We start from the raw sequence: 25,118 nt of genomic DNA on the forward strand, positions 1-25,118 counted from the left end.
TGGCAGAAACTAAAAAGTCAATGAACTGCTTGAATACTACTTCAGCGCCTTGAAACGCATGCGGTGCGGGCGCGCACCCTCTTCACCCAGGCGTTTCTTCTTGTCGGCCTCGTACTCCTGGTAGTTGCCGTCGAAGAACGTCCATTGGCTGTCGCCCTCGGCGGCCAGAATGTGCGTGGCGATGCGGTCGAGGAACCAGCGGTCGTGGCTGATGACCAGCACGCTGCCCGCATATTCCAGCAGGGCGTCTTCCAGGGCGCGCAGGGTTTCCACGTCGAGGTCGTTCGAGGGCTCGTCCAGCAGCAGCACGTTGCCGCCCGCAATCAGCGTCTTGGCCAGGTGCAGGCGTCCGCGCTCACCGCCCGAGAGCATGCCCACCTTCTTTTGCTGGTCAGCGCCGTTGAAGTTGAAGCGGCCGCAATAGGCACGGCTGGCCATCTGGAACTTGCCCACGGTCAGGATGTCCAGGCCGCCCGAGACGTCTTCCCAGACGGTTTTGTCGTTGGCCAGCACATCGCGGTGCTGGTCCACAAACGCCATCTTCACGGTCGAGCCGACCACCACGGTGCCGCTGTCGGGCTGCTCTTTGCCCGCCAGCAGCTTGAACAGCGTGGATTTGCCCGCGCCGTTGGGGCCGATGATGCCGACGATGGCGCCAGGCGGCACGGTGAAGCTCAGGTTGTCGATCAAGAGGCGATCGCCAAACGACTTGCTGACGTTGTGGAACTCGAAGACCTGCTGACCGAGACGGTCGGCCACAGGAATGAAAATCTCCTGTGTCTCGTTGCGCTTCTGGTATTCCATGTCGCTCAGCTCTTCAAAGCGGGCGAGGCGCGATTTGCTCTTGGCCTGGCGGGCCTTGGGGTTCTGGCGCGACCATTCCAGCTCTTTCTTCAAAGCCTTGGCATGGGCTTCTTCGCTCTTTTGCTCTTGCGCCAGGCGCTCGCCCTTCTGTTCCAGCCAGGTGCTGTAGTTGCCCTTCCAGGGAATGCCGCGGCCGCGGTCCATTTCCAGAATCCATTCGGCGGCGTTGTCCAGGAAGTAGCGGTCGTGGGTGATGGCCACCACGGTGCCGGGAAAGCGCTGCAGGAACTGCTCCAGCCAATCCACCGACTCGGCGTCCAGGTGGTTGGTCGGCTCGTCGAGCAGCAGCATGTCGGGCTTGGACAGAAGCAGGCGGCACAGGGCCACGCGGCGCTTTTCGCCACCGGAGAGCAGGCCAATCTTGGCGTCCCAGGGCGGCAGGCGCAGTGCGTCGGCGGCAATCTCAAGCTGGTGCTCAGAGTCGGTCCCGGCAGTGGCAATGACGGCTTCGAGCTGGGCCTGCTCGGCGGCCAGCGCGTCAAAGTCGGCGTCTTCGGCGCCATACGCGATATAGACCTCTTCCAGACGGGCCTTGGCGGCAAACACCGCGCCCATGGATTCCTCGACCGATTCACGCACCGTGTGCTCGGGGTTGAGTTTGGGTTCCTGCTCCAGGTAGCCGATAGACAAGCCTGGCATGGGCAGAGCTTCGCCTTCGAACTCCTTGTCCACGCCGGCCATGATCTTGAGCAAGGTGGACTTGCCGGAGCCATTGAGGCCCAGCACGCCAATTTTGGCGCCTGGGAAAAATGAGAGCGAAATGTCCTTCAAGAGCTGGCGCTTCGGGGGCACCGTCTTGCTGACGCGGTTCATGGAGTAAACGTATTGGGCCATCGGTAGAAGGTCGGTCCTGCTGTGCAAAAAAAGAGCGGGCGTTGTGCCCGGCGAACAAGCTCAATTATCGACCCATGCGACAATAGCGGCTGTCGTGCACTCCAGCTGTGCGCGATATCAGCAAACTGCTGGGGACGAAGCAACACCGCTTGCTGGCGCCCACTGTTGAACCTTATCAGCCTAACACTGGCTCGGCACCCATCGCAGGGCGCCTCGACAGGCCGATACCCGGCGCCCGGATGGGCGCATCACTTCAATGACTTTTGACGATCTGAATCTGGCTCCGGCCATCATGAAAGCCGTGCGCGAGCAAGGCTATGAAACCCCCACGCCCATCCAGGCACAGGCCATTCCGGCCGTGCTGGCCGGGCACGATCTGCTCGCTGGCGCGCAGACCGGCACGGGAAAAACGGCCGCTTTTGTGCTGCCGCTGCTCGACCGCCTCTCACGCGAAGAAGCGCCGAAAAGCAAATTCGGCGGCAAAGGTGTGCGTGCCCTGGTGCTGACCCCAACACGCGAGCTTGCCGCACAAGTCGAGGAATCGGTGCGCCAGTACGGCAAACACCTCGATCTGAACTCCACCGTGGTCTTTGGCGGCGTCGGCATGAACCCGCAAATTGACCGCATCAAACGCGGCGTTGACGTACTGGTGGCCACGCCTGGCCGCCTGCTCGACCTGCAGCAGCAAGGGTTTCTTGATCTCTCCACGGTGCAGGTGCTGGTTCTTGATGAAGCCGACCGCATGCTGGACATGGGCTTCATCCACGACGTGAAGAAGATCCTGGCGCTGGTCCCCAAGGACAAGCAAAGCCTGCTGTTTTCGGCAACCTTCAGCGACGAGATCCGCGAACTGGCCGCCACGTTGCTGAAAGATCCGCTGAGCATCCAGGTGACGCCGAGCAACACCACGGTGCAGCGCATCTCGCAGGTGATCCACCCGGTGGGCCGCGGCAAGAAGAAGCAAGTGCTGGTACACATCATCAACGAGCACAACTGGAGCCAGGTGCTGGTGTTCACCCGCACGAAATTCGGCGCCAACAACGTGGCCGAATTTCTCACCAAACATGGCATCAACGCCATGGCGCTGCACGGCAACAAGAGCCAGAGTGCCCGCACCCAGGCACTCGCTGGATTCAAGAGCGGCGACATTCGCGCGCTGGTAGCCACCGATATTGCTGCGCGCGGCATCGATATCGACGATCTGCCGCACGTAGTGAACTATGAAATCCCTAACGTCCCAGAAGACTACGTGCACCGTATCGGCCGCACCGGCCGCGCAGGCGCCAGCGGTGAAGCCGTGAGCCTGGTGTGCATGGACGAGGAAGGCTTCATGATGGAGATCGAGCGCTTCACCAAGCAAACGATTCCCGTGCAGCTAATTGAAGGCTTTGGGCCTGATGAGGGTGAAAAAGCCGAACCCATCGCCATGGGCCGACAGACCATATGGGGTGGCGCAGGCCGTCCACCCAGCCGCGACGTGATGCAGGCCGCTGCCAAAGCCGCCCGCAGCGAGATGATGGAGCGCATGCGCGCTGGCAAAACCGCGGGCCAGGGTACCCGTGGCGCCCGACCCTCGGGCGGCGAAGGCAATGGCAACAACCCAGGCCGCAGCGGTGGTGGCGGCGGCCGCAATGCACCTCGCAATGCACCTCGCAATGCACCTCGCAATGCACCTCGCAACACCCCGACCGGCAACGGCGGCGGGCGTGGCAACCCACGTGGCGGCGCCAATCCACCGCGCCATTCGGACGATTGGCAACCCGCCCGCGAGAACGCGCATCTAGGAACCCAAGCGGGGAACAGCATGGCGCCGCCCCGTGTGCCCGGCCACGGAGCAGCCCAGCCCGACCCAATGCGCACCAGCGTTGACAGCATGTCCGCAGGTCGCCGTGGTGGCGGCGGCTACCGCAGCGGCGGTGGTGGCTTCGGCGGCGGTCGCAGCGGCGGCGGTGGTGGACGCAGTGGTGGCGGTGGCCGCCGTGGCGGGTACTGACCGCCAGCCACAAGCTAAAAAATTACATCAAATCGGCTTCCAGCGCTTACTGCATAAGCGCTGGAAGCTATTTTTTGTGTAGCGCCAGTTCCACCCGCGGTACTGTTGGAAACAAATACCGGCAGACGGCGTGCACGCCGACACCCCGCTGCTTGCGGCGGCGTTTACCATTCTGGCTACGCGCCGGCCCACCTTGCCCGGCAAATCCCTGTTCTTTTGCCGATCGCACCATGCATTTGCTTCACCGTTTCCGCAGCACTCGCGTAGCCGTCCCCAGCCGGGCACTGCCTTTGGCCCTGATGCTCGCCCTGCTCGCCGGCTGCGGCAGCACCCCACTGCCCCCATGGCCAGCCAAGGCCCCCCTACCCCCAGTTGAGCGAGGTCACGTCACCCCCACGGCGCCGCTTGCCACGCAGCCTGCACCGCCTGCACAGCCTGCAATTGCCCTACCGGTTCCAGCAACGTGGCCTGCGCAGGCGCCGTCGGCAACACTCCAGGTGCCCACGCCGGGTGAGCCGAGTGCCGTGACAGCGCATTTTCCTGATCCCATGGTGCGCTACCGCACCCCAGGCCTGGCCGACGGTCGCCGTGCATTCACCACCAACGCAGAGCTCGCTGATTGGTTGGGGGTAATCGCCTCGGCGCAACAAGGGGCTGGCACCCGAACCGAATTGCTGCACCTCGGCCCTTCACAGCAGGGCGAGCCCATCCTGGGGCTGGTGATCACACGCGCCAATGGCACAACGCCGGACGCCCTTGAGGCGTCGCACCGGCCGACTGTGCTGCTCCTGGCCCAGCAGCATGGCGACGAACCCGCTGGCGCGGAGGCCTTGCTGGTACTGGCCCAGGAGTTGGCCGGTGGCTTGCTGGAGCCTTTGCTGGACCGCATCAACGTGGTGCTGGTGCCACGCGCCAATCCGGACGGAGCAGAAACCGGCACCAGCGCAACCGCTTCCGGCGTGGATATGGCCAAAGACCACCTGACCCTGTCCACCCCAGAAGCGCGCGCCATTGCCACGTTGACCCGCGACTACCGGCCGATCCTGGTGCTGGACGCACGCGAATTCCAGGCCGCAGGGGCACTGACCGAGCAATTTGGGGCGGTGCAAAGCGACGACGCGCTGTTGCAGTACGCCACGGCGGCCAATGTTCCAGAATTTCTCAGCAAGGCCGCACGCGAGTGGTATTACGAGCCCATGGCGGCCTCCCTCAACACCGAGCGCCTGCGCAACGACTGGTATTTCGAGCCTGTTGCTGGTGCTGGGCGCGACCGCGTCGCGGGTGGCAGTGTGCTGCCAGAGAGCGTGCGCAATGCCAGTGGACTGAAGGACGCCGTGGGCTTCGTCGTTGCCAGCCGCGGCGTAGGCCTGGGGCGCGAGCATATCCAGCGCCGGGTTCATACCCTGGTCACAGCCATCTCCAGCGCATTGCGCAGCACTGCAGAGCGGTCATCAAATCTGGATCAGGTGCGCAGCTTTGTGGCACGCGATACCCGTGCGCTTGCCTGCCACGGCCAGGTGGTGGTGCAAGCGGTGCCCACGCCAGCGCAACGCGATATCGAGTTGCTGGACGCGCAATCCGGCGTTGAGCGCACGGAACACGTAAGCTGGGACAGCCCTCTGAAGCTTCGCACCACGACTGCACGGCCACGCCCCTGCGGGTACTGGTTGGCAGCACGTGCGGACAATGTCGTGGACAGGCTCAAGCTGCTGGGCGTGCAAGTAATGCGCGTGGCCGAGCCCGGCTCCATACTCGCCGACAGCTACGATCAGACAGGCACCAGCGCCACAGGCCAAGCGCCACAAGTGCAACTGCGACGCAATGCGATCGATGTGCCCGTCGGGAGTTACTACGTGCCCCTGAACCAACCGCTGGCCAACCTTGCCGTGGCTGCACTGGAACCCGACAGCCCAGCGGGCTACATTGCACGCCAGGTGATTGAAGACGTCAGCGAGGTGGCGCGGATCGTCTCCACGCCCTCGCTGGTCTTTGAAGAATCGAACTGAGCCATTTCAAGCCCGGTGTGCCCGCTTAGAATCAAGTTTGACAGCCAGTAGCTCATCTGGATAGAGCAATGTCCTTCTAAGACATGGGTAGGGGGTTCGAGTCCCTCCTGGCTGGCCAATCCACACTCCCCGGCAAAACTGTGGCTCAAGAGGTCAGGGGGTCAGGCTCCTCTCGGAACCTGCTTCGGTGCAAGGCACTTTTTCGTGTTTCGCTACGCTGCCAAATCAAACGCCAACACGAAGGCCAAGCGCGGACGACGCTGGCCGCCGTCAGTGACAGCCCGCACCGTCTGCCCGCCCTATTGGCAGGTAAAACGTGTCACACCGTTTCACATCTCGCGCGATCTTGACAAATGCTCCTTCGGCGTGAAAAAGAAAATGCTGCCGTCAGACGCCTGCAGCCTTCACGCACAGCACGGGACACGGAACCGTCATCAAGATCTCCTGGGCAACACTGCCCAAAATGAGCTTGCCTACGGCAGTGCGCTTGCGCAGGCCGATGATCAAAATGGAGATATCGCCCGTTTCGACGAGGTCGTTGATTTCCTCCACGGCATTCTTGCCACGGACAAACTGCTTGAACTCGCCCTGGATGCCTTGTGCGGCGATCTGCTCCTCGATCTGTTCGACTTCAAACGCGGGTACCAGGGATGCATCCTCCTGCTGACCACCGGGGCCAGCGTTAACGATCAGCATCCGCTCTTGGCGCTCCTTTGAAAGTTCGATGGCCTTGTCGAGTGCGGCCCGGCCTTCGGGGCGTGAAACGTAGGCGACGAGGATGGTCATGTGCGGTATCTCCTTAAATGTTTTGAATGGTGGACCTGCGTAGCTTGTGGCGCAGTCCTTACTCGGATCGGGCAGCGTCAGATCGCACTCAGAATGGTAGCAGCAGCACCCTCAGACTTCGTAGGACACCAGCGTCACATCTGCAGCCTGATGCCGGATCGGAATAAGCGCCTGATAAGCCGCGGAGGAGAACCAGCCTTCTGCCGCGGCCACCGTAGGAAAACGGATCACGACAATGTCCGGATGCGTGCATTCGCCCGCAAGGACTGCCACTTGCGTACCACGAAACACCAATTCACCACTCCATGGCTCCAGCGTCTGTGGCACCCTGGTCCGGTACTCGTCCCACCGATCTGGATCTCTGACGGTGATATGGCCCACCACGTAAGCTGCAGACATAGCAACCAAATAAAGGTTTAGAAAAACAGAGTCGGCAGGCCGCAATTAAACGCCCAGATAGCGCTGCACGATTTCGGGCTGGCCCTTGAGCTCCGCCGCCGTGCTTTCGTGCGCCATATGGCCGTTGTTCAGGATGTAAATGCGGTTGGCCAAAGCCAGCGTGGCCGCCAAGTTCTGCTCGATCAGGAAAATGGTCTGACCTGACTGCGCCAGATCACGGCAAATGCGCATGATGTCCTGCACAATGACTGGCGCCAACCCCTCAAAGGGTTCGTCGAGCAAGATGATCTTTGGATCGCGCACCAATGCTCGGGCAATCGCCAGCATTTGCTGCTCACCGCCTGACAGGTCCGTTCCGCGGCTAAAACACCGCTCCTTGAGCCGCGGGAACATTTCATAAATGCGCTCAAGCGGCCATTTTTTTGGGGCTGTCAACCCGGCGAGAATGATGTTCTCTTCCACCGTGAGACTGCCGAAAATACGCCGCTCTTCATGGACAAGCTGCATCCCTAACTGTGCAATGGAATGCGCCTTTTTTCCAGCCAACTCCACGCCGTCCATTTTGACGCTGCCAGTGCGGGGCTTGACCACGCCCATTAGGCTCTTGAAAGTGGTGGATTTTCCAGCGCCATTGCGACCCAGTAGCGCCACAACTTCATTCTTTTCTACGCGCAGCGAAACATCGAACAGGATATGGCTGTCGCCGTAGTAGCTGTTGAGACCGTTGACTTCGAGCAGGCTCATACCATCTCCTCGTGAACACCACCCAGATAGGCTTCTTGCACCAGGGGGTTGTTCTTGATTTCCTCAGGCGTGCCCTCGACCAGCACACGCCCCTCCTGTAGCACGGTGACTTTGCCGGCCAGCTCAAACAGGGAATCCATATCGTGGTCGATGACGATCAGCGTACGGCCCTCAGCAATCGCCTTGAGGAGCGCCACGGTTTCGACGCGCTCCTGGGTACTCATGCCGGCCAGCGGCTCGTCGAGCAACAGCAGGCTAGGCGAGGTTGCCAACGCCAGCCCTATCTCAAGGCGGCGCTTTTCGCCATAAGCCAGTTCCGATACCGGTGCATCCAAACGGTCGGACAGGTGCACGAGGGCGGCTGTGCCCTCCACATGGTGATCAAGCTTGCGGACTTTGTGCAGGTTCCTGAACATGTCGAGCTTGAACTTGCCGCGCACCTCACCAAGCACGGCGATCTCTAGGTTCTGGCGCACCGTCAGCTTCTCAAAGAGCTGATTGATCTGGTAGCTCTTGGTCAAGCCCATCTGGCAGGCATCAATGACGCCCATTTTGGTGATGTCACGGCCGTCGAAGACGATCTTGCCTGCCGTAGGCTCGACCTCACAGGTGAGCATTTTGAAGAACGTGCTTTTGCCAGCGCCGTTGGGGCCGATGATGCCGCGTATCTCGCCATGCATGACACTGAAATCGATATCGCTATTGGCCGCCAGGCCACCATAGTGCTTGGTCAGCCCGGTAGCTGACAGCAACACACCGTCCTTGCTCTTCGTGGGCTTGCGTCCAACCTTTGCGTGGCTGGCAGTTCCCGGCGTGCGGCCAGCTACAGAAGCGCCAGATTGCGGCTGAGCTCCTTGCCTACCTCGACGCATCCAGCGATAGGCGTCCGAAATCGCGCCGGCCAAACCATGCCGCAAAAAAACCACCAGCAGCACAAACACAATGCCGAGTATGAGTCTCCAGGTCGCACCCAAATTCAGCACGGTCTGGAAGAAATCACTCAGATAGAGCCATACTGCCGCGCCCAGCAAAGGGCCAAACAAGGTGCCCGCGCCACCGATGGCCGTCTGCATGACGATCTCGCCCGAGGTGGAGAACATGAACGCATCTGGCGGCATGAACCCCTGCATCAACGCAAGCAAGCCACCAGCAAAACCCGCGTACATGGCGGCTACCACGAACACCGCCAACTTGTAGCGCTGGATGTTGTGGCCAAGTGCCTGGGCGCGCAAGGGGTTTTCCCGGATAGCCCGCAGCACCAGTCCAAAGGGCGAACGCACGAGGCGCAGTGCGATCATCAGGCCGACGAAATAGCAGAATGCCAGGAACCCGTACATTCCCATGTTGCTGCTGAACTCAATGGTCGTAAAACCCAAGCTCAGGTTGGGCGTAGGCACGCCGGGTAAACCATTTTCACCACCCGTGAATGCCGACAATGGGTTGAACTCGATAAAAAAGAACACTTCGGCAATGGCCACCGTGATCATGGCGAAATAGATGCCAGTGCGTCGCAGTGCGATCAGGCCAATGAAGAAGCCGATGACACCCGCCACCACCGTGCCGATCAGCAAGGCGGCAACGGTGTTGTGCATCGAAGTTTGCGTTAGCAGATAGGCGGCGAACATGCCACCACTGCCAAAGAAAGCCGATTGCCCAAACGACAACAACCCGGTGTAGCCAAAAAGCAGGTCGAAGCCTATGCCCACCAAACCCCACACCAGGATGCGGTTAATGGTGGTCGGGTTGAAACCAAGGTGTGGAAGCACAAAGGGTGCTGCCACCAGGCCCAAAATCGTCAGGGCCTCGACCAAGAAAGGAATTTGTCTGCGCATTACTGAAGACCCTGTTTATTCGCGACCTACAGCGCCAAGCAATCCGCGCGGACGGAAGACCAGCACAAGTGTCATTACCACGAAGAGCATCACGTAGGAGTAGGCGGGATTGACCATGGACGTCAAGCTGATCAGCTCGCCGGCCACCAAGCCACCAAGCACCGCTCCAGGGAACGATCCGACCCCTCCAATGACCACGACCACGAAGGTCTGCACCAGAATGGCTTCCCCCACATCCGGGGCAAGAGACACCACCGGCGCATTGACGATACCGGCAAAGCCTGCCGCCATAGCCCCAATGCCGAACACCAGCATGAATATCTTGTAGACGTTGATGCCCAGCGAATCGACCATCACCGAATCCTCGATGCCGGCACGCACAATCATGCCGATACGGGTGCGGTACAGCACGAAGTAGAGCGCAAGCAGCGCCACGGTAATGATGCCCAGCAATGCCAGGCGGTAGGTCGGATAGAGCATGAACCCCAGGTTCGTGATACCCATTAGAGGCGCTGGCGGAGGCACGGACTTTGACAAGCTGCCATAGGCAAAGCGCACCAACTCAACAAAAACGATCCCCAGGCCGAATGTGACAAGAAGCTGATCCTCTGCAGGTCTGGTGTAGAAGTGGCGAATGATCAGCCGCTCCATCACGATACCGACAAGCGCCACGAACAGCGAGCCGGCGACTACGGCGATGACGAAGGAGCCGGTGTAGGTGAAAGCCACCCAGCCCGCATAGCCCCCCAGCATGAACATCGCGCCATGCGCAAGATTGAGCACGCCCAGCGTGCCATAAATGATCGTCAGACCAGAGGAGATCAGCGCCAGCAGCGCTCCCAACACCAGTCCGTTGAAACATTGCGAGATGAAATTAGCCCAATTAATCACGCTGACCTGCCCTCATCGCAAATGGATTCAAAGATTGAGACAACAGCTACTCACCCCTGAACCGATCAGGAGATCCAAATCCCGCCTTCAGACGGGAAAAATCATGCTACTGACGCCCCGACAGCACCTAGGCTGCCAGGGCACCAGCATTTCGGTCAGGCGTAGTCACCCAGTTTGCAACCGAAGGCGTCCGGCGGCTGGATCACCTTGTCGCCAGCAACGACTTCAACAACTTCCCAGAAATCCTCCGGATTCTTCATGTCCTTCTTGGCCTTGCCACGAACAATGACTACGGGGTGCAGGTACTGGTGGTCCTGCGGCCGGTAGGCAAAATCACCCAGCAGCGAAGGAATGACTTCGCCCTTTTCCCACTGCTTGATGACATCGGGCGGGTAGAAGCTGCCTGCCTCGGTCACCATGCGAGCCCAATGGGCAAAGCTGACGTAGGCGTTTTCTGCGCCCCACTCTGGGCGATAGCCGTATTTTTTGGAAAAGGCCTCGACAAACATCTTGGCGAGGGGGTATTTGTCTTCCAGCGTCCACCAGAAATCGGTCGCCGCAAACACCCCGGCACTGATATCCACCCCGGCTTCCTTGGCAAAGAATGGAATTTGATAGGGCAGGACCAAGGTCATCTTGGGCAACAGACCAAACTGCTTGGCCTGCTGACTTGACAACACGGCATCCCGACCCCAATTGACGTTAATGAGGAAATCGGCACCAGAATTGGCGATATTGGTCAGGTATTGACTGAAATCCTGCGTACCCAACGGGGACACCTGATTGGTCACCACCGTCCATCCAGCTTCCTTGGTCAGATAATCCGCAACCGATTGGGTTGTGGTATGGCCATAGGTATAGTCCGGCGTCATGAAGGCGGCCTTGCGATTTTTGCCGAAATTCTTCACCAACACCGGGCCGATCGCATTGGCCGCCATTTCCCCGAAAAACCCCTGCCGGAACCCGTAACGCACACAATCCTTGCCGGTGGTGTCATTCGAACCGGAAATCCCTGGCATGTAGAGGATTTTTTCGCGCTGAGCAAACTTGTTCAGCGCCACCGCCACCGCCGACGAGGTGGAGCCGGTCATCAGAACAACCTTGTTGTTGTTGATGAAGGTCTGCTCCGACTGCAGCGCCTGGTTGGGCTTGGCAGCCGAATCCGCAGACACAAGACCCACTTTCTTCCCGAGCACGCCATTGTTCACTTTGGGCGCGAGCTTCTTCATCAGGGGGTGGTTGGTATTCATGTGCTCGACCGCAAGCTCCCAGCCCTTGAGCTCGTCTGCGCCCTGCACCGCATAAGCACCGGTCAAGGGAACAGCCGCCCCCAGATACACCGTATCGCCCTTGGACCCTTCGGGCCACGTACCCATGGCAGGCTTGTCGGCCGCATAGGCCCATTGCACGCCACCAAAAGTCGTCAGCAGAGTACCCGCACTCAACTGCAGAGCATCACGACGCGAAATGACAGCCGTCATCTCCTTTTGAGATTTAAAATCTGACATGTGTTTCCTCGTTGATTATTTCAATCCGAATAAACCCAGATTGGACCCGATAGTTTACAAATATTTGCAGCGATGAAAATCTGCCGACCATCGGGCCACGCCGACATCGATCAAAACCACAAAAACACGCCATTAAGAATAATAGCTTGCCGTTTCATACCCGAAACAACGCCAATTTATCACCACAGGAAATATCTTGAAAGACTGGAAAACCCTGCAATGAAATCTCCGCAAATGCCGTCATTCGTAAGGCATATGTAAGATAATAATAGCTTGTTGCCTCATACCTGAAACAGTACCAATCTAGCACCACAGGAAACAACTTCAAAGACTGGAAAACCCTGAAATGAAATCTCCGCAAACACCAACACTCGTCAGGTATATGTAAGATAAAGAAGGGCGACATTGTCAATCAATGCCTGATTCAATAGTTCCGGTCAACACCAGCAGCCCGCTCGCTTCGCTTCATTCAAACAGATCCGAATGTGTCCAGCATCGCGCTTCATCGCCCTTTTAGATCGTGATCGTCCGGGGTGCGACAGGTAACAGGTAGAGTCGGTGCGCATGCCAGTGCCTTCCAGGTTCTCGCGTGTTCCTGCGTATCGTCAGCATCTGTCTGGTGCAGCGCACACCTGATGCTTTGCTCGCCACTCAATGGCGCCAACGCATGCATTCCGCCGAGTTGACTGGGCTGGCGAACTGCCTTGCGCATGACCGATGCCTTGGGATGTCCCGTATCACTCCTTGCGACGTGTGGTGCAGGACATCCCTTGCGAAAGGATGCTACTGTCGCCGGAATTTTCTGAATGCCCATACTTGAGAGGCAAGCAAGGCATTTTTCATAGCCCCATGGGGATTGCATCTTTACTGTGAACGCCTGCACACCTACCCCCTCGTTCTCGCCCTGGCGCCTCTCCGTTGCCCCGATGTTGGACTGGACCGACCGCCACTGTCGCTACTTTCACCGGTTGCTCAGCCGACATGCGCTGCTGTATACCGAAATGGTGAACGCAGGCGCCGTTCTGCACGGCGGCACGGAAAGACATTTGCGGCGCAATGAAGAGGAGGACCCAGTGGCCCTGCAACTGGGTGGATGCGAACCGACAGCCCTCGCGCTCGCCGCGCGGCAGGGCGAAGCATGGGGATACCAGGAAATCAACCTCAATTGCGGCTGTCCCAGCGAGCGCGTGCAGCGCGGCGCCTTTGGCGCCAGCCTCATGAAGGAACCGCAGCTCGTGGCCGATTGCGTCAAGGCCATGCGCGATGCCGTCCAAGTGCCCGTGACGGTCAAGCACCGCATAGGCATAGGCCGCGATGAAAGCTACGACTTCGTGCGCGATTTTGTCGGCCAGGTGGCCGATGCGGGTTGCGAAGTCTTCATCGTGCATGCACGCAACGCCTGGCTGGAGGGGATCTCGCCCAAGCAAAATCGCGAGATTCCACCACTGCGCTACGAGGTGGTGCACCGGCTCAAGGCCGACTTTCCGGCTCTAACCTTCGCCCTCAACGGCGGCCTGGCGAGTGACGACGCAGTCACCGCACAGCTGGCCGGACTCGATGGCGTGATGATCGGGCGTGAGGCGTACCACAACCCCTGGTGGCTGGCACGCTGGGATGCGCTGTATTTCGGTGCCGCGCCCCAGGCGCTTGAGCGCGAAGCCATTGAGGAGGCCATGGTGGACTACATGGCACGCGAACAAACACGCTACGGTACACCTTGGCCCTCGGTTGCGCGCCATATGCTGGGACTGCGCCACGGCCTGCGCGGTGCACGCCTGTGGCGTCAGGTATGGAGTGACCACCACCTCAAGGAATGGCCAGCGCACGCGGTCATGGTTCGCGCCCGGGCCGCGCAAAACGCCGTGCAGGATCGTGCCGATCAACCCGCCTGAGCCACACGCCGTGCAACCCACCCAGCAAGCGGTTCCGGGCGGCCAAAAAAATACCCCTGGAACACGTCACAGCGGTTGGCCGCCAGAAAATCTGCCTGTGCCTGCGTTTCGACGCCCTCGGCCACGACGCGCAAACCGAGGTTGCGTGCCATGGCAAGAATGGTCTGCACGATGGCGGTGTCGCTGGGGTCTATGGGTGTGTCCTGCACGAAACTCCGGTCTATCTTGAGTTCATAGAGCGGCATGCGCTTGAGATAGGCCAGGCTCGAGTAACCGGTGCCGAAGTCATCGATGGAAAAGCGCACCCCAAGCGCAACCAGCTCTCCCATGCGCGCGATGGTCTGCTCCATCTGCTCAGCCAGCAGGCTCTCGGTCACTTCCAACACCAGATGGTCGGCACGGGCACCGCTCTGCGCAAGCAAGGATTGAACCCTGGTGACAAAGCCCTCATGACGAAACTGGCGCTGGCTCACGTTGACCGACAAGGGCACCAGCACACCAGCCGCCTGCAGTTGCGCCAGCGCGGTGCAGGCCTGCTCGACCATCCAGTCACCCATATGCACGATCAGGTCCGATGCCTCGGCCACAGGGATGAATTCGACAGGTGAAATGGCGCCGCGCTGCGGATGCTGCCAGCGCATCAGCAACTCGGCACCGACCACCGCGCCACCCAGTTCCACCTGGGGCTGCACAAAGGCGCTGAGCTGGGCAGTGGCAAAACCCACTTTCAAATCCTGCTCCAGCGCCAAACGCCGCTGCACGTCCGCCTGCATGGCAGCTTCAAAGAAGCAAATGCGGTTGCGTCCCAGATCTTTCGCCCGGTACATGGCGGTATCGGCTTCACGCAAAAGATCTTCCACGGCTTCGCCTTGTTTGGGAAACAGGGTCAGGCCAATGCTGACGCTGCTTGCAAAGCCGTATCCGCCAATGCTGAACGGAGCATCCAGAGCTCCGCGCAGGCTCTCTGCAAGCCGCAACGCCAGCAGGCTTGCCGTATCGAGCTGGTCTGACAAATCAATGGCCAGCACCACAAATTCGTCCCCCCCAATATGGGCCACAGTGTCGGTAGCAGGCACAGCCTGTGTCAAACGCTGCGCGACCTGCACCAGCAAGGCATCGCCAGCAGAATGTCCATGCGCGTCGTTGATATGCTTGAAATGGTCCAGATCCAAAAACATCAGAGCACCCACGCGGCCCGCATGCGTTGCGGCGCTCAGCGCCTGAGCCAGTCGATCGAGCAACATCCTGCGATTGGGCATTCCCGTAAGCGAATCGAAATACGCCAGACGGTACGTTCGTTCTGCTGCCTGCTTGCGCTCGGATATATCCCTCAGCAGTGCAATGAAGTGCGTCTCTGTGCCCAGTCCCGCGCCATGTTTGCGCGCCACCGACAGCTCAAACCAGCGGCTCTGACCGTCCACCATGAGCTGCAATTCATGCCCGGACGAATAGCCGCGCGCAGTTGCAGTCTCCAAGGCCGCGCGGCAACCGAATGCCGTTTTGCTCGAGGCCGCGTCAAGCAGGCTCTTGCCCAGCAGTTGCCCTGCCTGAGCATGCAGCGCAGACCCAGGGGCATTGTGGCAATGCAGCACGCATCCCTGTGCATCGAGTTCGAACATCCAGTCCGGCGTAGCGTCCAGCGTGGCCTGCAAATCGTCACGCGTCTGGCGCAACTCCCGTGTCATGCGTTCGGCCAGCGCCACGGCGTGATCGCGCCGAGTGGACAGGAACCAGGTAAACCACCCTACCGTCAGGCTCAGTACCGTGGCCAATAGCGCGACCAGGTTGCGCTCGCCCGAGTCAAATCGCTTGGCAATCATCGGCAGGGGCTGAGCCGCCACGGTCCAGGTACGCCCCGCCACCGGCAACGAACGCACGGATTGCCGCTTTAGCGGAGCACCTGTCACGAACCCTGGCGCTTGGTAGATAAGGGAGGCCGGTTGATTCATCGGCCCGTCGAAGATTGCGATGGCAACCTCATCGCCAACCAGTTGTCCTATGCCTTCGACAAAGTCCTTGATGCGAAACGGGCCCGAGACCCATCCCGTCAATGCAGCCCTTCGCTCTTCAACCGACCCAAGTGGCTGGCCAGCAGCGTACATCGGCAGGTACATGACCGCGCTGCGGTCGGTACGCAGGCCTACATCTTGGCGCAGAAGCAAGCTGCGGGTCATGGCGGGAAGACCCGAGTCACGCGCCTGGTTCTGCGCCTCCAGTGCTTCAGGCACGGTCGCGGTATCCACACCGATCACGCGCAGGTTGTCTTCCGATTGCGGTTCGATCAGCGTCAACGGACGGTACTCATCGCGACCAGCCGGAGCTCGCAGTCGATAGTCCAGAACACCAATGGCACGCATACGCGATACATGGGCTGCGGCCTCCCCACCCTTGACACGCACGATGTAGGCCACTGCCTGCAGGCCGGGCAAAACATGCTGCAGCTTGAGTTGCGCAACATAAGCGTGGAATTCCGTACGGTCAATGGATTCGGACGCCTCGTAGTACCCCTTCAGTCCGCGCAGCACAATCTCGTGAGCCGTCACACGGTCCTCAAGCGCATCCACAATGCGCTCCAGTGCCCTGCGGTATGCCGCATTTCGCTTGGCCTCGACCTGCCGGCCTTCGCCAGACCAGTACAGCGCAGTGGCCAGCAGCAAGACAAGGCTGATCACCGGCCCCATCAGGGTCGGCAGGCGCCAATGGCCTTGTTGGGTCCGAAAGCGTCGAAAGAAGAAATGCGGCGCAAACATGCAAGGGCAAGTCAATGCACCCGAAAGAGGTGCCGTGGTGCATTATTGATGCAGTTGCCGGCACTGAGTGCGCGGCCGGGTCAATATCGCCATCGCAGTGCAGACACGACTGGCGTTGCAAGCGAACCCGTCTGGCTGCGCGCCAATGCCAAACCAGCCACAATGCCCCTCCTTCGCAACGACACCATGCCCACATCCGAATTTGAACGCGAGCGAGCACGATTCCTCGAATTTCATACGCTGCATGCTGCGCAGTGGCACGCTGCAGCGGCCGCCTATGCAACGCAGCTGCAGGGCATCCTGGCGGGGCCAGTTCCTGGATGCAAGGTGGACTGGCGCATCAAGGACCCGCACGAGGCACTACGCAAGTTCTCGCGCAAATACCGCGCGAGCCTGGAAGAAAGTGGAACTCCTTACGAAATTAGCCACTACCTGAGCGACATGATCGGCCTGCGCGTGGTCTGCCTGTACGAAGACGAACTGGAGAAAGTGGCCACCACCGTGCGGGGCCATTTTGAAGTGATCGACATGACCGATAAGGTCAGCGCGGTCGAGGCTACGGAAGCGTCTTTCGGCTACAAAGGCCTGCACTTAGACCTGCGCCCGATACCCACACACGCAGCGGACGCGGTAACCGGGCCCAGGGATGCCTTTGAATTGCAAATCCGCACCGTCATACAAGACTCCTGGGCCATCCTGGACCACAAGATCAAGTACAAGAAAGCCATCCCCAGTCCGCTCAAGCGCCGTATCAATGTGCTGGCAGCCCTGTTTGAACTGGCTGATCGGGAATTCAGGCAAATCCGCGACGAGACCGAGCTCGAATTGCGCGCAGCGCCAGACGAGAGCGAGGACGAGCGCCCAAGCGATGCCCCTGCCACACAGCGCGATGTTGCCAACAGCCAACTCAATGCTTTCACATTCCTGAAGATTGCGACGCACTTCTTCAAGGATTTCGAGTTCGAGCCGCACAAGGTCGATGGCTTCGTGGAAGACATCCACGGCTGGGCTCCGGATATCAACCGCGCACGTTTCAATCACCTGGTGCGCAGCCACATCGGAACCGTCAAACGCTACCGGCTGTTCCTGGAGGAGAAGGATGGCGGGGGGTCGTTCAACCCCTACACCGTGATGCGCCATTGCCTGTACCTTGGTAACAAACAGGTCTTCACTGCAGCCTTGCGCAAGGTGGCCAGAACAAGATTTGATACCTGGCTTCAGTCGAATGCAGGGCGAGATAAAAATCAATAAAATGGGCCAGACCGCTTATCTATATTGAATTGTTAGCTCTCTTTAAGATAGCCATCTTTGGCAAATTCTCCCATTCCAGGTCTGCACGCTGTCCCTCACGCGACTTCTTATGCGTACTAGTACGGGGCTGCAGTCGTAACAGATCGCTGCTATATTGCACTGCAACATAAACGGATTCGCCCATGCTCTACCAGATTTACGAAACCCAGCGCTCGTTCATGGAGCCGTTTGCCGACTTCGCCCTCGCCGCGTCCAAGCTCTACAGCAACCCGGTACTGCCCTTTCAGAAATCGGCACTCGCACAGCGCATGTCTGCGGGTTACGACTTGTTGTACCGCCTGTACAAGGACTACGAAAAGCCCGCGTTCAACCTCAACACCGTACAGGTCGATGGCGTAGAAATTGCCGTTCACGAGCGTATAGAGATCGACAAGCCTTTTTGCGAATTGCGCCGCTTCAAACGCTTTTCGGACGACTCGGCCACGCTGACCAAGCTCAAAAACCAGCCCGCAGTGCTCATTGTCGCCCCCCTCTCCGGCCACTACGCCACGCTCTTGCGCGACACGGTGCGCACCATGCTGCAGGGGCATAAGGTGTACATCACCGACTGGAAGAACGCCCGGCTGGTGCCGCTTTCGGAAGGCGCTTTCCATCTGGACGATTACGTCAACTACGTGGAAGACTTCATTCGCCACCTGCAAGGCAAATACGGCAACTGCCACGTCATGAGCGTCTGCCAGCCCACGGTGCCCGTCCTCGCAGCCGTCTCGCTGATGGCCAGCCGGGGTGAACAGGTGCCGCTGTCCATGACCATGATGGGCGGCCCCATCGATGCGCGCAAATCCCCTACCAGTGTGAACGATTTGGCGGTCAAGCGCGGTTACGAGTGGTTTGAAAGCAATGTCATCTACCGAGTCCCCGACAGTTTTCCGGGCAAAGGCCGGCGCGTGTACCCTGGCTTCCTGCAGCACACGGGCTTTGTCGCCATGAACCCCGACCGCCATGCGGGCAACCACTACGACTACTTCAAGAACCTCATCAAAGGCGATGACGCCAGCGCCGATGCACACCGCGCCTTCTACGACGAATACAACGCTGTGCTCGACATGGACGCGGATTACTATCTGGAAACCATTGCGACCGTGTTCCAGAAGTACGAGTTGGTGAACGGCACCTGGGATGTGCGCGCACCCGATGGCAGCCTTGAGCGCGTGCGCCCCCAAGACATCAAACACTCTGCTTTGCTGACCGTGGAAGGCGAGCTGGACGACATCTCCGGCTCAGGCCAGACCCGCGCCGCGCACGCGTTGTGCAGCGGCCTTCCGGCCAAGGAGGAGCGGCACCTCGAAGTCAAGGGCGCAGGGCACTACGGCATCTTCAGCGGCCGACGTTGGCGCGAGACGGTCTACCCTCAGGTGCGCAACTTCATTGCCGAGCACCAGCTCGGGGTGTCCAGCGCCCCTGTGCCTGCGCCTGAAGCACCCAAAGTGGCCGTAACCAAAGCCGCAACTGCCAAGAAAGCCGTCGCAGTGGCGCCAGCACCTGCACCGCGCAAACCTGCCAGCAAGCGGGGGGGCGCATCTGCCGCTACCCGTGCGACGGCCAGCAAGAAGGCCACCGCAGCCGTCGCTTCTGAGCCAGCCAAGGCTCTGCCTTTGCCAGTAAAACCTGCACGCACCACTGCCGTGGCGCCGACGCTTGCCACACGCTGGGTAGACCCGGCACCCGCCGAGCGCCCTACCGGCGCGGCCGCTCCTGCACAAGAGCCAGAGGTCGACGCGAAAGCCACGGTCGTGACGGACGCACCGCCATCGTCTGAAACGCCCAAGCCGGCATCGCGCAAGAAGGTCTGACCATGCCTGTGCCGCCAGCGCCAGGCGGCCTGGCGGCGCGCATTGCCGTCGCCTTGCCACAAACGCAGTGCACCCGCTGCGGGTTTCCGGATTGCCAAGCCTATGCGCAGGCAATCGCTGACGGAGCTGCCGGCATTGATCAGTGCCCACCCGGCGGTGCCGACGGCGTGGCGCGGCTTTCCGCCATCACTGGCAGGCCGGTGATTCCCCTTAACGCAGACCACGGCGAGGAAGCGCCGCGCAGCATCGCCGTCATCGACGAAGCCTGGTGCATAGGCTGCACGCTGTGCCTGGATGCCTGTCCTACCGATGCCATCGTCGGCGCCAGTAAACGCATGCACACGGTCATCGAGGAACACTGCACCGGCTGCGCATTGTGCCTGCCGGTGTGCCCCATCGACTGCATCGCCATGGTCAACGCCAGTGGCGCGGCCACAGGGTGGCAAGCGTGGTCAAGCGTGCAGGCAGACCATGCCAAACAACGCTACGAAGCGCGGCAGGCGCGCCTTGCGCGTGACGACCACACGGCAGCCGTTCAGCAGCCACCGGCTACCGGCCCAAGCAGCAGGCAAACTGTGATTGAAGCCGCGTTGGCACGCGCCAGGGCGCGCACCCGAACGCATCAGGACACCAGCGACTTGTACACGCCGCAGCCCACGTACAGCTCGCCCACCAAGCACACATAGGACATCTTGGTCTGCACCTTGCCGGTGATCGGGTTGGCAATGTCGTATTCCACCCAGCCCGGCGAGCGCTCCGCCTGCGCCAAGATATCGGCCACCAACTGGTCGCCGGCAATTCCTGGGATGTCGCGCACCAAAGTGCCCACTTTCGCGGGGTTGCCGCCAAACGCCAGGTACGTGCCGAGACGGTCCAGCGCAAATACATACATGTCGCGGTCGTGCCAGGGTTGGCTCGGATCGGTCAGGGTGCGCAGGAACTGTTCTCGCGAAAGACCACGGTTGTACAGCCCCACGGCGCCTTCCACCAGCGCCCGCGCTTCCTGCGCCGTGCCTTGCTGGAGCTGAAACGAGGCCACCGCGCTCGAGAGCGTTGCCGCGCGCTCCCCGAGGGCAACGGACTGCTCCACTGCGTGCTCGACCATTTGGGCATTTTGCTGCGTGATCTGGTCCAACTGGCGCACTGCCGCGGTGATTTCCGAGAGACCAGTGCTCTGCTCGGCACCCGTTGTGGCGATTTCGGACATGGTGAGCGCCACCGAGCGTATGCCCGACGCCATTCCCGCGATGGTCTCGCCAGCTTTTCGAATCAGGCCCGCACTCTCTTCCACCTGCTGCACCGAAGCGCCAATGAGCTGGCGAATTTCGCGCGCCGCATCGCCAGATCGACCCGCCAGCATGCGCACCTCCGACGCCACCACGGCAAAGCCTCGGCCCTGCTCACCTGCCCGTGCTGCCTCGACAGCAGCGTTGAGCGCAAGGATGTTGGTCTGAAAGGCGATACCGTCAATGACACCGATAATTTCATTCATCCGCCGTGCGCCCTGCTGGATCGCCTCCACCGAGGCAACGGCGCGCGCCATGGCTTCGGCCCCTTGAGCCGCCGACTGGCTCACCTGGCTGGCGCGTGCGTCAGCGCCTTGTGCGGTGTGCGCATTGTTCTGCACCGTGCCCGAAAGCTGCTCTACGCTGGCTGCCGTCTCTTCCAGGCTGGCCGCTTGCTGCTCGGTGCGATCGGCAAGGGCACGGTTGTCGCTTGCCAGCTGATCGCCGGCATGTGAGACCAGCGCGGCATTGCTGCGCACATCGGCCACCATGGACGAAAGGGTCACCACCATGGCGTCGAGCATGGCGGCCAACCGGACGAGCTCGCCTTTGCCTTGCAGACCGGTGCGTGCCCGCAGGTCACCGCGCATGGCCTGGCCCATGGCACCTGTCAGCGCTGCAATGTCTGACGAAACCCCTGTCGCAGCGGCAGCGGCGGCATAGGCGACGAGCGCGGCAATTGCCGCAGCAATCCCCCATAACCAGCTCGCCTCCGCGCCTGAACTGGCAAAAGCCGCGAGCCCAAGCAAACCCAGGATGGCAAGGGCTGCCACGGCAAGCATTTGCTGCGCGACGCCCAGGCGTTCGAGCAACCAGCGGCCCGGCCGCAGGATCAACGATGCAGACATCTCGGTCTCTTTCTTTTTGTTACCCTCGGATCACACCCTTTCTGAGTGTAGACCCGCGAAGTTTCCAATTGCTTACGGCACCACTGCAGCCGGAGCCTTCACCGATAATGCCCTGATGAATCCCTTGCTCAATCGGCTCCAACCCTACCCTTTTGAGCGCCTGCGCCAGCTTTTTTCCGAGGTGGTTCCTCCCGGGCATCTCCCCGCCATCAGTCTGGGTATGGGTGAGCCCCGCCACGCAACACCGGCTTTCGTCACCCAAGCGCTCGTGGCCGGCCTCGGCGGCCTGTCCAGTTACCCGGCCACGGCAGGCGAGCCGAGGCTGCGCGAAGCATTCACAGGCTGGCTGGCGCGCCGCTACGGCTTGCAGCTGAACCCGGCCACGCAGGTACTCCCTGTCAACGGCTCGCGCGAGGCGCTGTTTGCCTTTGCGCAGACGGTGGTTGACGCTTCGCGGGCAAGCCCCGTGGTCGTCTGCCCCAATCCGTTCTACCAAATCTACGAAGGCGCCGCCCTGCTGGCAGGTGCAACGCCCTGGTACGCCCCCAGCGACCCAGCGCGCAATTTCGCGGTGGATTGGGACAGCGTGCCAGATGAGGTCTGGCAGCGCACGCAGCTCCTGTACGTCTGCTCACCAGGCAACCCCACGGGAGCCGTCATGCCGCTGGCCGAGTGGGAGAAGCTGTTTGCGCTCTCGGACCGGCATGGCTTCGTCATCGCCTCGGACGAGTGCTACAGCGAAATCTACTTTCGCGATACGCCGCCACTGGGTGGTCTGGAAGCGGCGGCACGGCTGGGGCGGACTGATTTTCGCAACCTCATGGCCTTCACCAGCCTGTCCAAACGCAGCAACGTGCCCGGCCTGCGCAGCGGCTTTGTTGCAGGCGATGCCGCGCTTGTGAAATCCTTCCTGCTCTACCGCACCTACCACGGCGGTGCCATGTCGCCGCCAGTGCAGGCCGCCAGCATTGCCGCCTGGGGCGACGAGGCCCATGTCATCGAGAACCGGGCCCTCTACCGCGCCAAGTTCGCCGCCGTGACCCCGCTGCTCGCGCCAGTGCTTGACGTTGCCTTGCCAGACGCCGGCTTCTACCTCTGGGCGCGCATTCCCGATGCCCTGGGCCTGTCCGACGAGGCGTTCGCACGCGCGCTGCTGGCTCAATACAATGTGACAGTGCTTCCCGGCAGCTACCTCGCGCGCGAAGCGCAGGGCGCCAATCCGGGTGCGCAGCGCATCCGCATGGCCCTGGTCGCCGAAACGGCGGAATGCGTGGAGGCCGCGCAGCGCATCGTGCAATTCATCCAATCGTTACCCTTGCAAAAGACCTCATGACACAGCAACTCCAGAGACTTATCGACACCGCGTGGGACGACCGCGCCAGCCTCTCGCCGGCCAACGCACCCAAGGAGATCGTGGATGCCGTCGAGCACGTGATTGCCGAACTCAACATCGGCAAGCTGCGGGTTGCGACGCGTGAGGCCGTTGGCCAGTGGACGGTGCACCAGTGGATCAAGAAGGCGGTGCTGCTTTCCTTCCGCCTCAAGGACAACGAAATCATGAAGGCCGGCGATCTCGCCTTCTTCGACAAGGTGCCAACGAAGTTCTCGCACCTCTCGCCGCAGGAGATGGCGGCCACCGGCGTGCGCGTGGTGCCGCCCGCCGTGGCGCGGCGCGGCAGCTTCATCGCCAAGGGAGCCATTCTGATGCCGTCGTACGTGAACATCGGCGCCTACGTCGATGAAGGCACCATGGTCGACACCTGGGCCACCGTCGGCAGTTGCGCGCAGGTTGGCAAGAACGTGCACCTCTCGGGCGGCGTGGGCCTGGGCGGCGTGCTCGAACCGCTGCAGGCGAACCCCACCATCATCGAAGACAACTGCTTCATCGGCGCACGCTCCGAAGTCGTCGAAGGCGTGATCGTCGAAGAAAACTCCGTCATCAGCATGGGGGTTTACCTCGGCCAGAGCACCCCCATCTACGACCGCGCCACGGGCGAGGTGAGCTATGGCCGCATCCCCGCCGGCTCGGTCGTCATCAGCGGCAGCCTGCCCAAGGAAGGTGGCAAGTACAGCATGTACGCGGCCATCATCGTGAAGAAGGTGGACGCCAAGACCCGCTCGACCACCAGCCTGAACGACCTGCTGCGCGACTGAAGAACAACACTGGCGCAGGTCCGCACGACACCACCCGAGGGAGTACACCATGAGCACGATGGAGCGAATCCTGCGCCTGATGGCCGAAAAAAAGGCATCCGACGTCTATCTGTCGGCCAACGCACCGGCACTGATCAAGATCAATGGCGAATGCGTGCCGATCAACAACCAGATCCTGCCGCCTGAAGCACCGCGCAACCTGCTGTCCGAAATCGTCCCACCCGACCGCATTGAGGAGCTGGAGGAAACCGGTGAGCTCAACATGGGCGTGCCGCTCTCGGGTGTGGGGCGCTTTCGCGTCAGCGGCATGCGCCAGCGCGGCAGCTACGCGGTGGTCATTCGCTTTATCAGCCAGCAGATTCCCGAACTCGAATCGCTCAACCTTCCTGCGATCCTGGGTGATCTGATCCTGGAGAAACGCGGCCTGATTCTGGTGGTGGGCGCGACCGGTTCGGGCAAGAGCACCACGCTTGCCGCCATGATCGACCGGCGCAACAACCTGCAGACCGGCCACATCCTGACCATTGAAGACCCGGTCGAGTACCAGTTCCGGAACAAGAAATCCATCGTCAACCAGCGCGAGGTGGGCTCGGACACACAATCGCTGCAAGTGGCCTTGAAGAACGCGCTGCGCCAGGCGCCCGACGTGATCCTGATCGGTGAAATCCGCGACCGCGAAACCATGTCGGCAGCCATTGCCTATGCCCAGTCGGGCCACCTTTGCCTGGCAACGCTGCACGCCAACAACAGCTACCAGGCGCTCAACCGCATCCTCAGTTTTTACCCTGTGGAAGTGCGCGAGACCATGCTCGGCGACCTGGCAGCGGCCCTGCGTTCCATCGTCTCGCAGCGCCTGGTGCGCACCACGAGCGGCGAACGCGTGCCGGCTGCGGAAGTCATGCTCAACACCAAACTCGTGGCCGAACTGATTGAGGGCGGCGATTTTTCTGGCGTCCGGGAGGCCATGGAAAAATCCATGGCCGAAGGCTCCCAAACGTTTGAGGAAGACCTGGCGCGCCTCATCCTCGAAAACCGCATCGACCGCAAGGAGGGGCTGGCCTACGCCGACTCCCCCACCAACCTCATGTGGCGCCTGCAAAACGACTTTTCGCTCGCCTCCAAAGCGGCGCAGGCCAACAAGCAAGCCAGCGAGGCGCAGGCCCAGGACGAAGCACCGTCGTTCACCGAAATCGTGCTCGATGTCAGGGGCGGCGATTGACGCATTCC

General features: G+C 60.9%; 18 protein-coding genes and 1 tRNA gene. 10 read left to right on the plus strand and 9 right to left on the minus strand.

All coding sequences use genetic code 11. The annotated features are described in order from the left end of the window. Nucleotides 1-36: 36 nt before the first annotated feature. Complete coding sequence (ettA, locus tag D3F03_RS02200; protein ID WP_119107722.1) at nt 37-1,698, minus strand: energy-dependent translational throttle protein EttA; 1,662 nt, start codon at nt 1,696-1,698, stop codon at nt 37-39. 256 nt (nt 1,699-1,954) lie between these two features. On the opposite strand from ettA, the gene D3F03_RS02205 reads away from it, so the two are divergent. From D3F03_RS02205 to D3F03_RS02215, 3 genes are all read left to right on the plus strand, one after another. Then, nucleotides 1,955-3,691, plus strand: a complete 1,737-nt coding sequence (locus tag D3F03_RS02205) for a DEAD/DEAH box helicase (protein WP_119107723.1) — start codon at nt 1,955-1,957, stop codon at nt 3,689-3,691. Nucleotides 3,692-4,215: 524 nt separating this feature from the next. Further along, a complete protein-coding gene (locus tag D3F03_RS02210; RefSeq protein ID WP_245960469.1) occupies nt 4,216-5,697 on the plus strand; it encodes a M14 family metallopeptidase in 1,482 nt (493 codons plus the stop codon). 41 nt (nt 5,698-5,738) lie between these two features. Then, nucleotides 5,739-5,815: transfer RNA gene (locus D3F03_RS02215), tRNA-Arg, on the plus strand. Nucleotides 5,816-6,084: 269 nt separating this feature from the next. Here D3F03_RS02215 and D3F03_RS02220 read toward each other — a convergent pair. The 6 genes from D3F03_RS02220 to D3F03_RS02245 all read right to left on the minus strand — a co-directional run bounded on the left by D3F03_RS02220 (nt 6,085) and on the right by D3F03_RS02245 (nt 11,857). After that, complete coding sequence (locus D3F03_RS02220; RefSeq protein WP_119107725.1) at nt 6,085-6,483, minus strand: universal stress protein; 399 nt, start codon at nt 6,481-6,483, stop codon at nt 6,085-6,087. Between the two features lie 111 nt (nt 6,484-6,594). Next, entirely contained in the window at nt 6,595-6,882 is a 288-nt protein-coding gene (locus D3F03_RS02225) for a DUF1330 domain-containing protein (RefSeq protein ID WP_119107726.1), read from the minus strand. A gap of 45 nt (nt 6,883-6,927) precedes the next feature. Then, nucleotides 6,928-7,626, minus strand: coding sequence for an ABC transporter ATP-binding protein (locus tag D3F03_RS02230; RefSeq protein ID WP_119107727.1), 699 nt, complete (start codon nt 7,624-7,626; stop codon nt 6,928-6,930). Further along, nucleotides 7,623-9,458, minus strand: coding sequence for a branched-chain amino acid ABC transporter ATP-binding protein/permease (locus tag D3F03_RS02235; protein ID WP_119107728.1), 1,836 nt, complete (start codon nt 9,456-9,458; stop codon nt 7,623-7,625). The genes D3F03_RS02230 and D3F03_RS02235 overlap by 4 nt, the downstream gene beginning before the upstream one ends. Before the next feature lie 15 nt (nt 9,459-9,473). Next, the gene (locus tag D3F03_RS02240) at nt 9,474-10,349 is read right to left on the minus strand and encodes a branched-chain amino acid ABC transporter permease (RefSeq protein ID WP_119107729.1); all 876 of its coding nucleotides are present in this window, start codon (nt 10,347-10,349) and stop codon (nt 9,474-9,476) included. 155 nt (nt 10,350-10,504) lie between these two features. Then, entirely contained in the window at nt 10,505-11,857 is a 1,353-nt protein-coding gene (locus D3F03_RS02245; protein ID WP_119107730.1) for a substrate-binding protein, read from the minus strand. Nucleotides 11,858-12,726: 869 nt separating this feature from the next. Between D3F03_RS02245 and dusA the strand changes: the two genes are divergently transcribed. After that, nucleotides 12,727-13,749 (plus strand): tRNA dihydrouridine(20/20a) synthase DusA, encoded by a 1,023-nt coding sequence (dusA, locus tag D3F03_RS02250; RefSeq protein ID WP_281271407.1) that lies wholly within the window; start codon nt 12,727-12,729, stop codon nt 13,747-13,749. On the opposite strand, the gene D3F03_RS02255 is transcribed toward dusA, so the two are convergent. Next, complete coding sequence (locus D3F03_RS02255) at nt 13,737-16,421, minus strand: bifunctional diguanylate cyclase/phosphodiesterase (RefSeq protein ID WP_158606125.1); 2,685 nt, start codon at nt 16,419-16,421, stop codon at nt 13,737-13,739. The two genes, dusA and D3F03_RS02255, sit on opposite strands and share 13 nt — an antisense overlap. Before the next feature lie 264 nt (nt 16,422-16,685). Between D3F03_RS02255 and D3F03_RS02260 the strand changes: the two genes are divergently transcribed. From D3F03_RS02260 to D3F03_RS02270, 3 genes are all read left to right on the plus strand, one after another. Further along, nucleotides 16,686-17,750: a GTP pyrophosphokinase gene (locus tag D3F03_RS02260; RefSeq protein WP_119108519.1), complete on the plus strand. Its 1,065-nt coding sequence runs from the start codon at nt 16,686-16,688 to the stop codon at nt 17,748-17,750. A gap of 182 nt (nt 17,751-17,932) precedes the next feature. Next, nucleotides 17,933-19,603, plus strand: coding sequence for a polyhydroxyalkanoate depolymerase (locus D3F03_RS02265; protein WP_119107733.1), 1,671 nt, complete (start codon nt 17,933-17,935; stop codon nt 19,601-19,603). Between the two features lie 2 nt (nt 19,604-19,605). Further along, nucleotides 19,606-20,289 (plus strand): RnfABCDGE type electron transport complex subunit B, encoded by a 684-nt coding sequence (locus D3F03_RS02270; RefSeq protein ID WP_119107734.1) that lies wholly within the window; start codon nt 19,606-19,608, stop codon nt 20,287-20,289. Here D3F03_RS02270 and D3F03_RS02275 read toward each other — a convergent pair. Next, nucleotides 20,226-21,737, minus strand: a complete 1,512-nt coding sequence (locus D3F03_RS02275; protein ID WP_119107735.1) for a methyl-accepting chemotaxis protein — start codon at nt 21,735-21,737, stop codon at nt 20,226-20,228. The genes D3F03_RS02270 and D3F03_RS02275 overlap by 64 nt on opposite strands. Before the next feature lie 115 nt (nt 21,738-21,852). On the opposite strand from D3F03_RS02275, the gene dapC reads away from it, so the two are divergent. Genes dapC through D3F03_RS02290 form a run of 3 tightly spaced genes read left to right on the plus strand, consistent with a single transcriptional unit; the run spans nt 21,853 to nt 25,110 of the window. Beyond that, nucleotides 21,853-23,070 (plus strand): succinyldiaminopimelate transaminase, encoded by a 1,218-nt coding sequence (gene dapC / locus D3F03_RS02280; protein WP_119107736.1) that lies wholly within the window; start codon nt 21,853-21,855, stop codon nt 23,068-23,070. Further along, nucleotides 23,067-23,891, plus strand: coding sequence for a 2,3,4,5-tetrahydropyridine-2,6-dicarboxylate N-succinyltransferase (dapD, locus tag D3F03_RS02285; RefSeq protein ID WP_119107737.1), 825 nt, complete (start codon nt 23,067-23,069; stop codon nt 23,889-23,891). Before dapC ends, dapD begins: the two co-directional genes overlap by 4 nt. 49 nt (nt 23,892-23,940) lie before the next feature. Then, nucleotides 23,941-25,110: a PilT/PilU family type 4a pilus ATPase gene (locus tag D3F03_RS02290; protein ID WP_119107738.1), complete on the plus strand. Its 1,170-nt coding sequence runs from the start codon at nt 23,941-23,943 to the stop codon at nt 25,108-25,110. Nucleotides 25,111-25,118: the final 8 nt, after the last annotated feature.

It is taken from the genome of Simplicispira hankyongi, assembly GCF_003570885.1.
GTDB lineage: Bacteria > Pseudomonadota > Gammaproteobacteria > Burkholderiales > Burkholderiaceae_C > Simplicispira > Simplicispira hankyongi.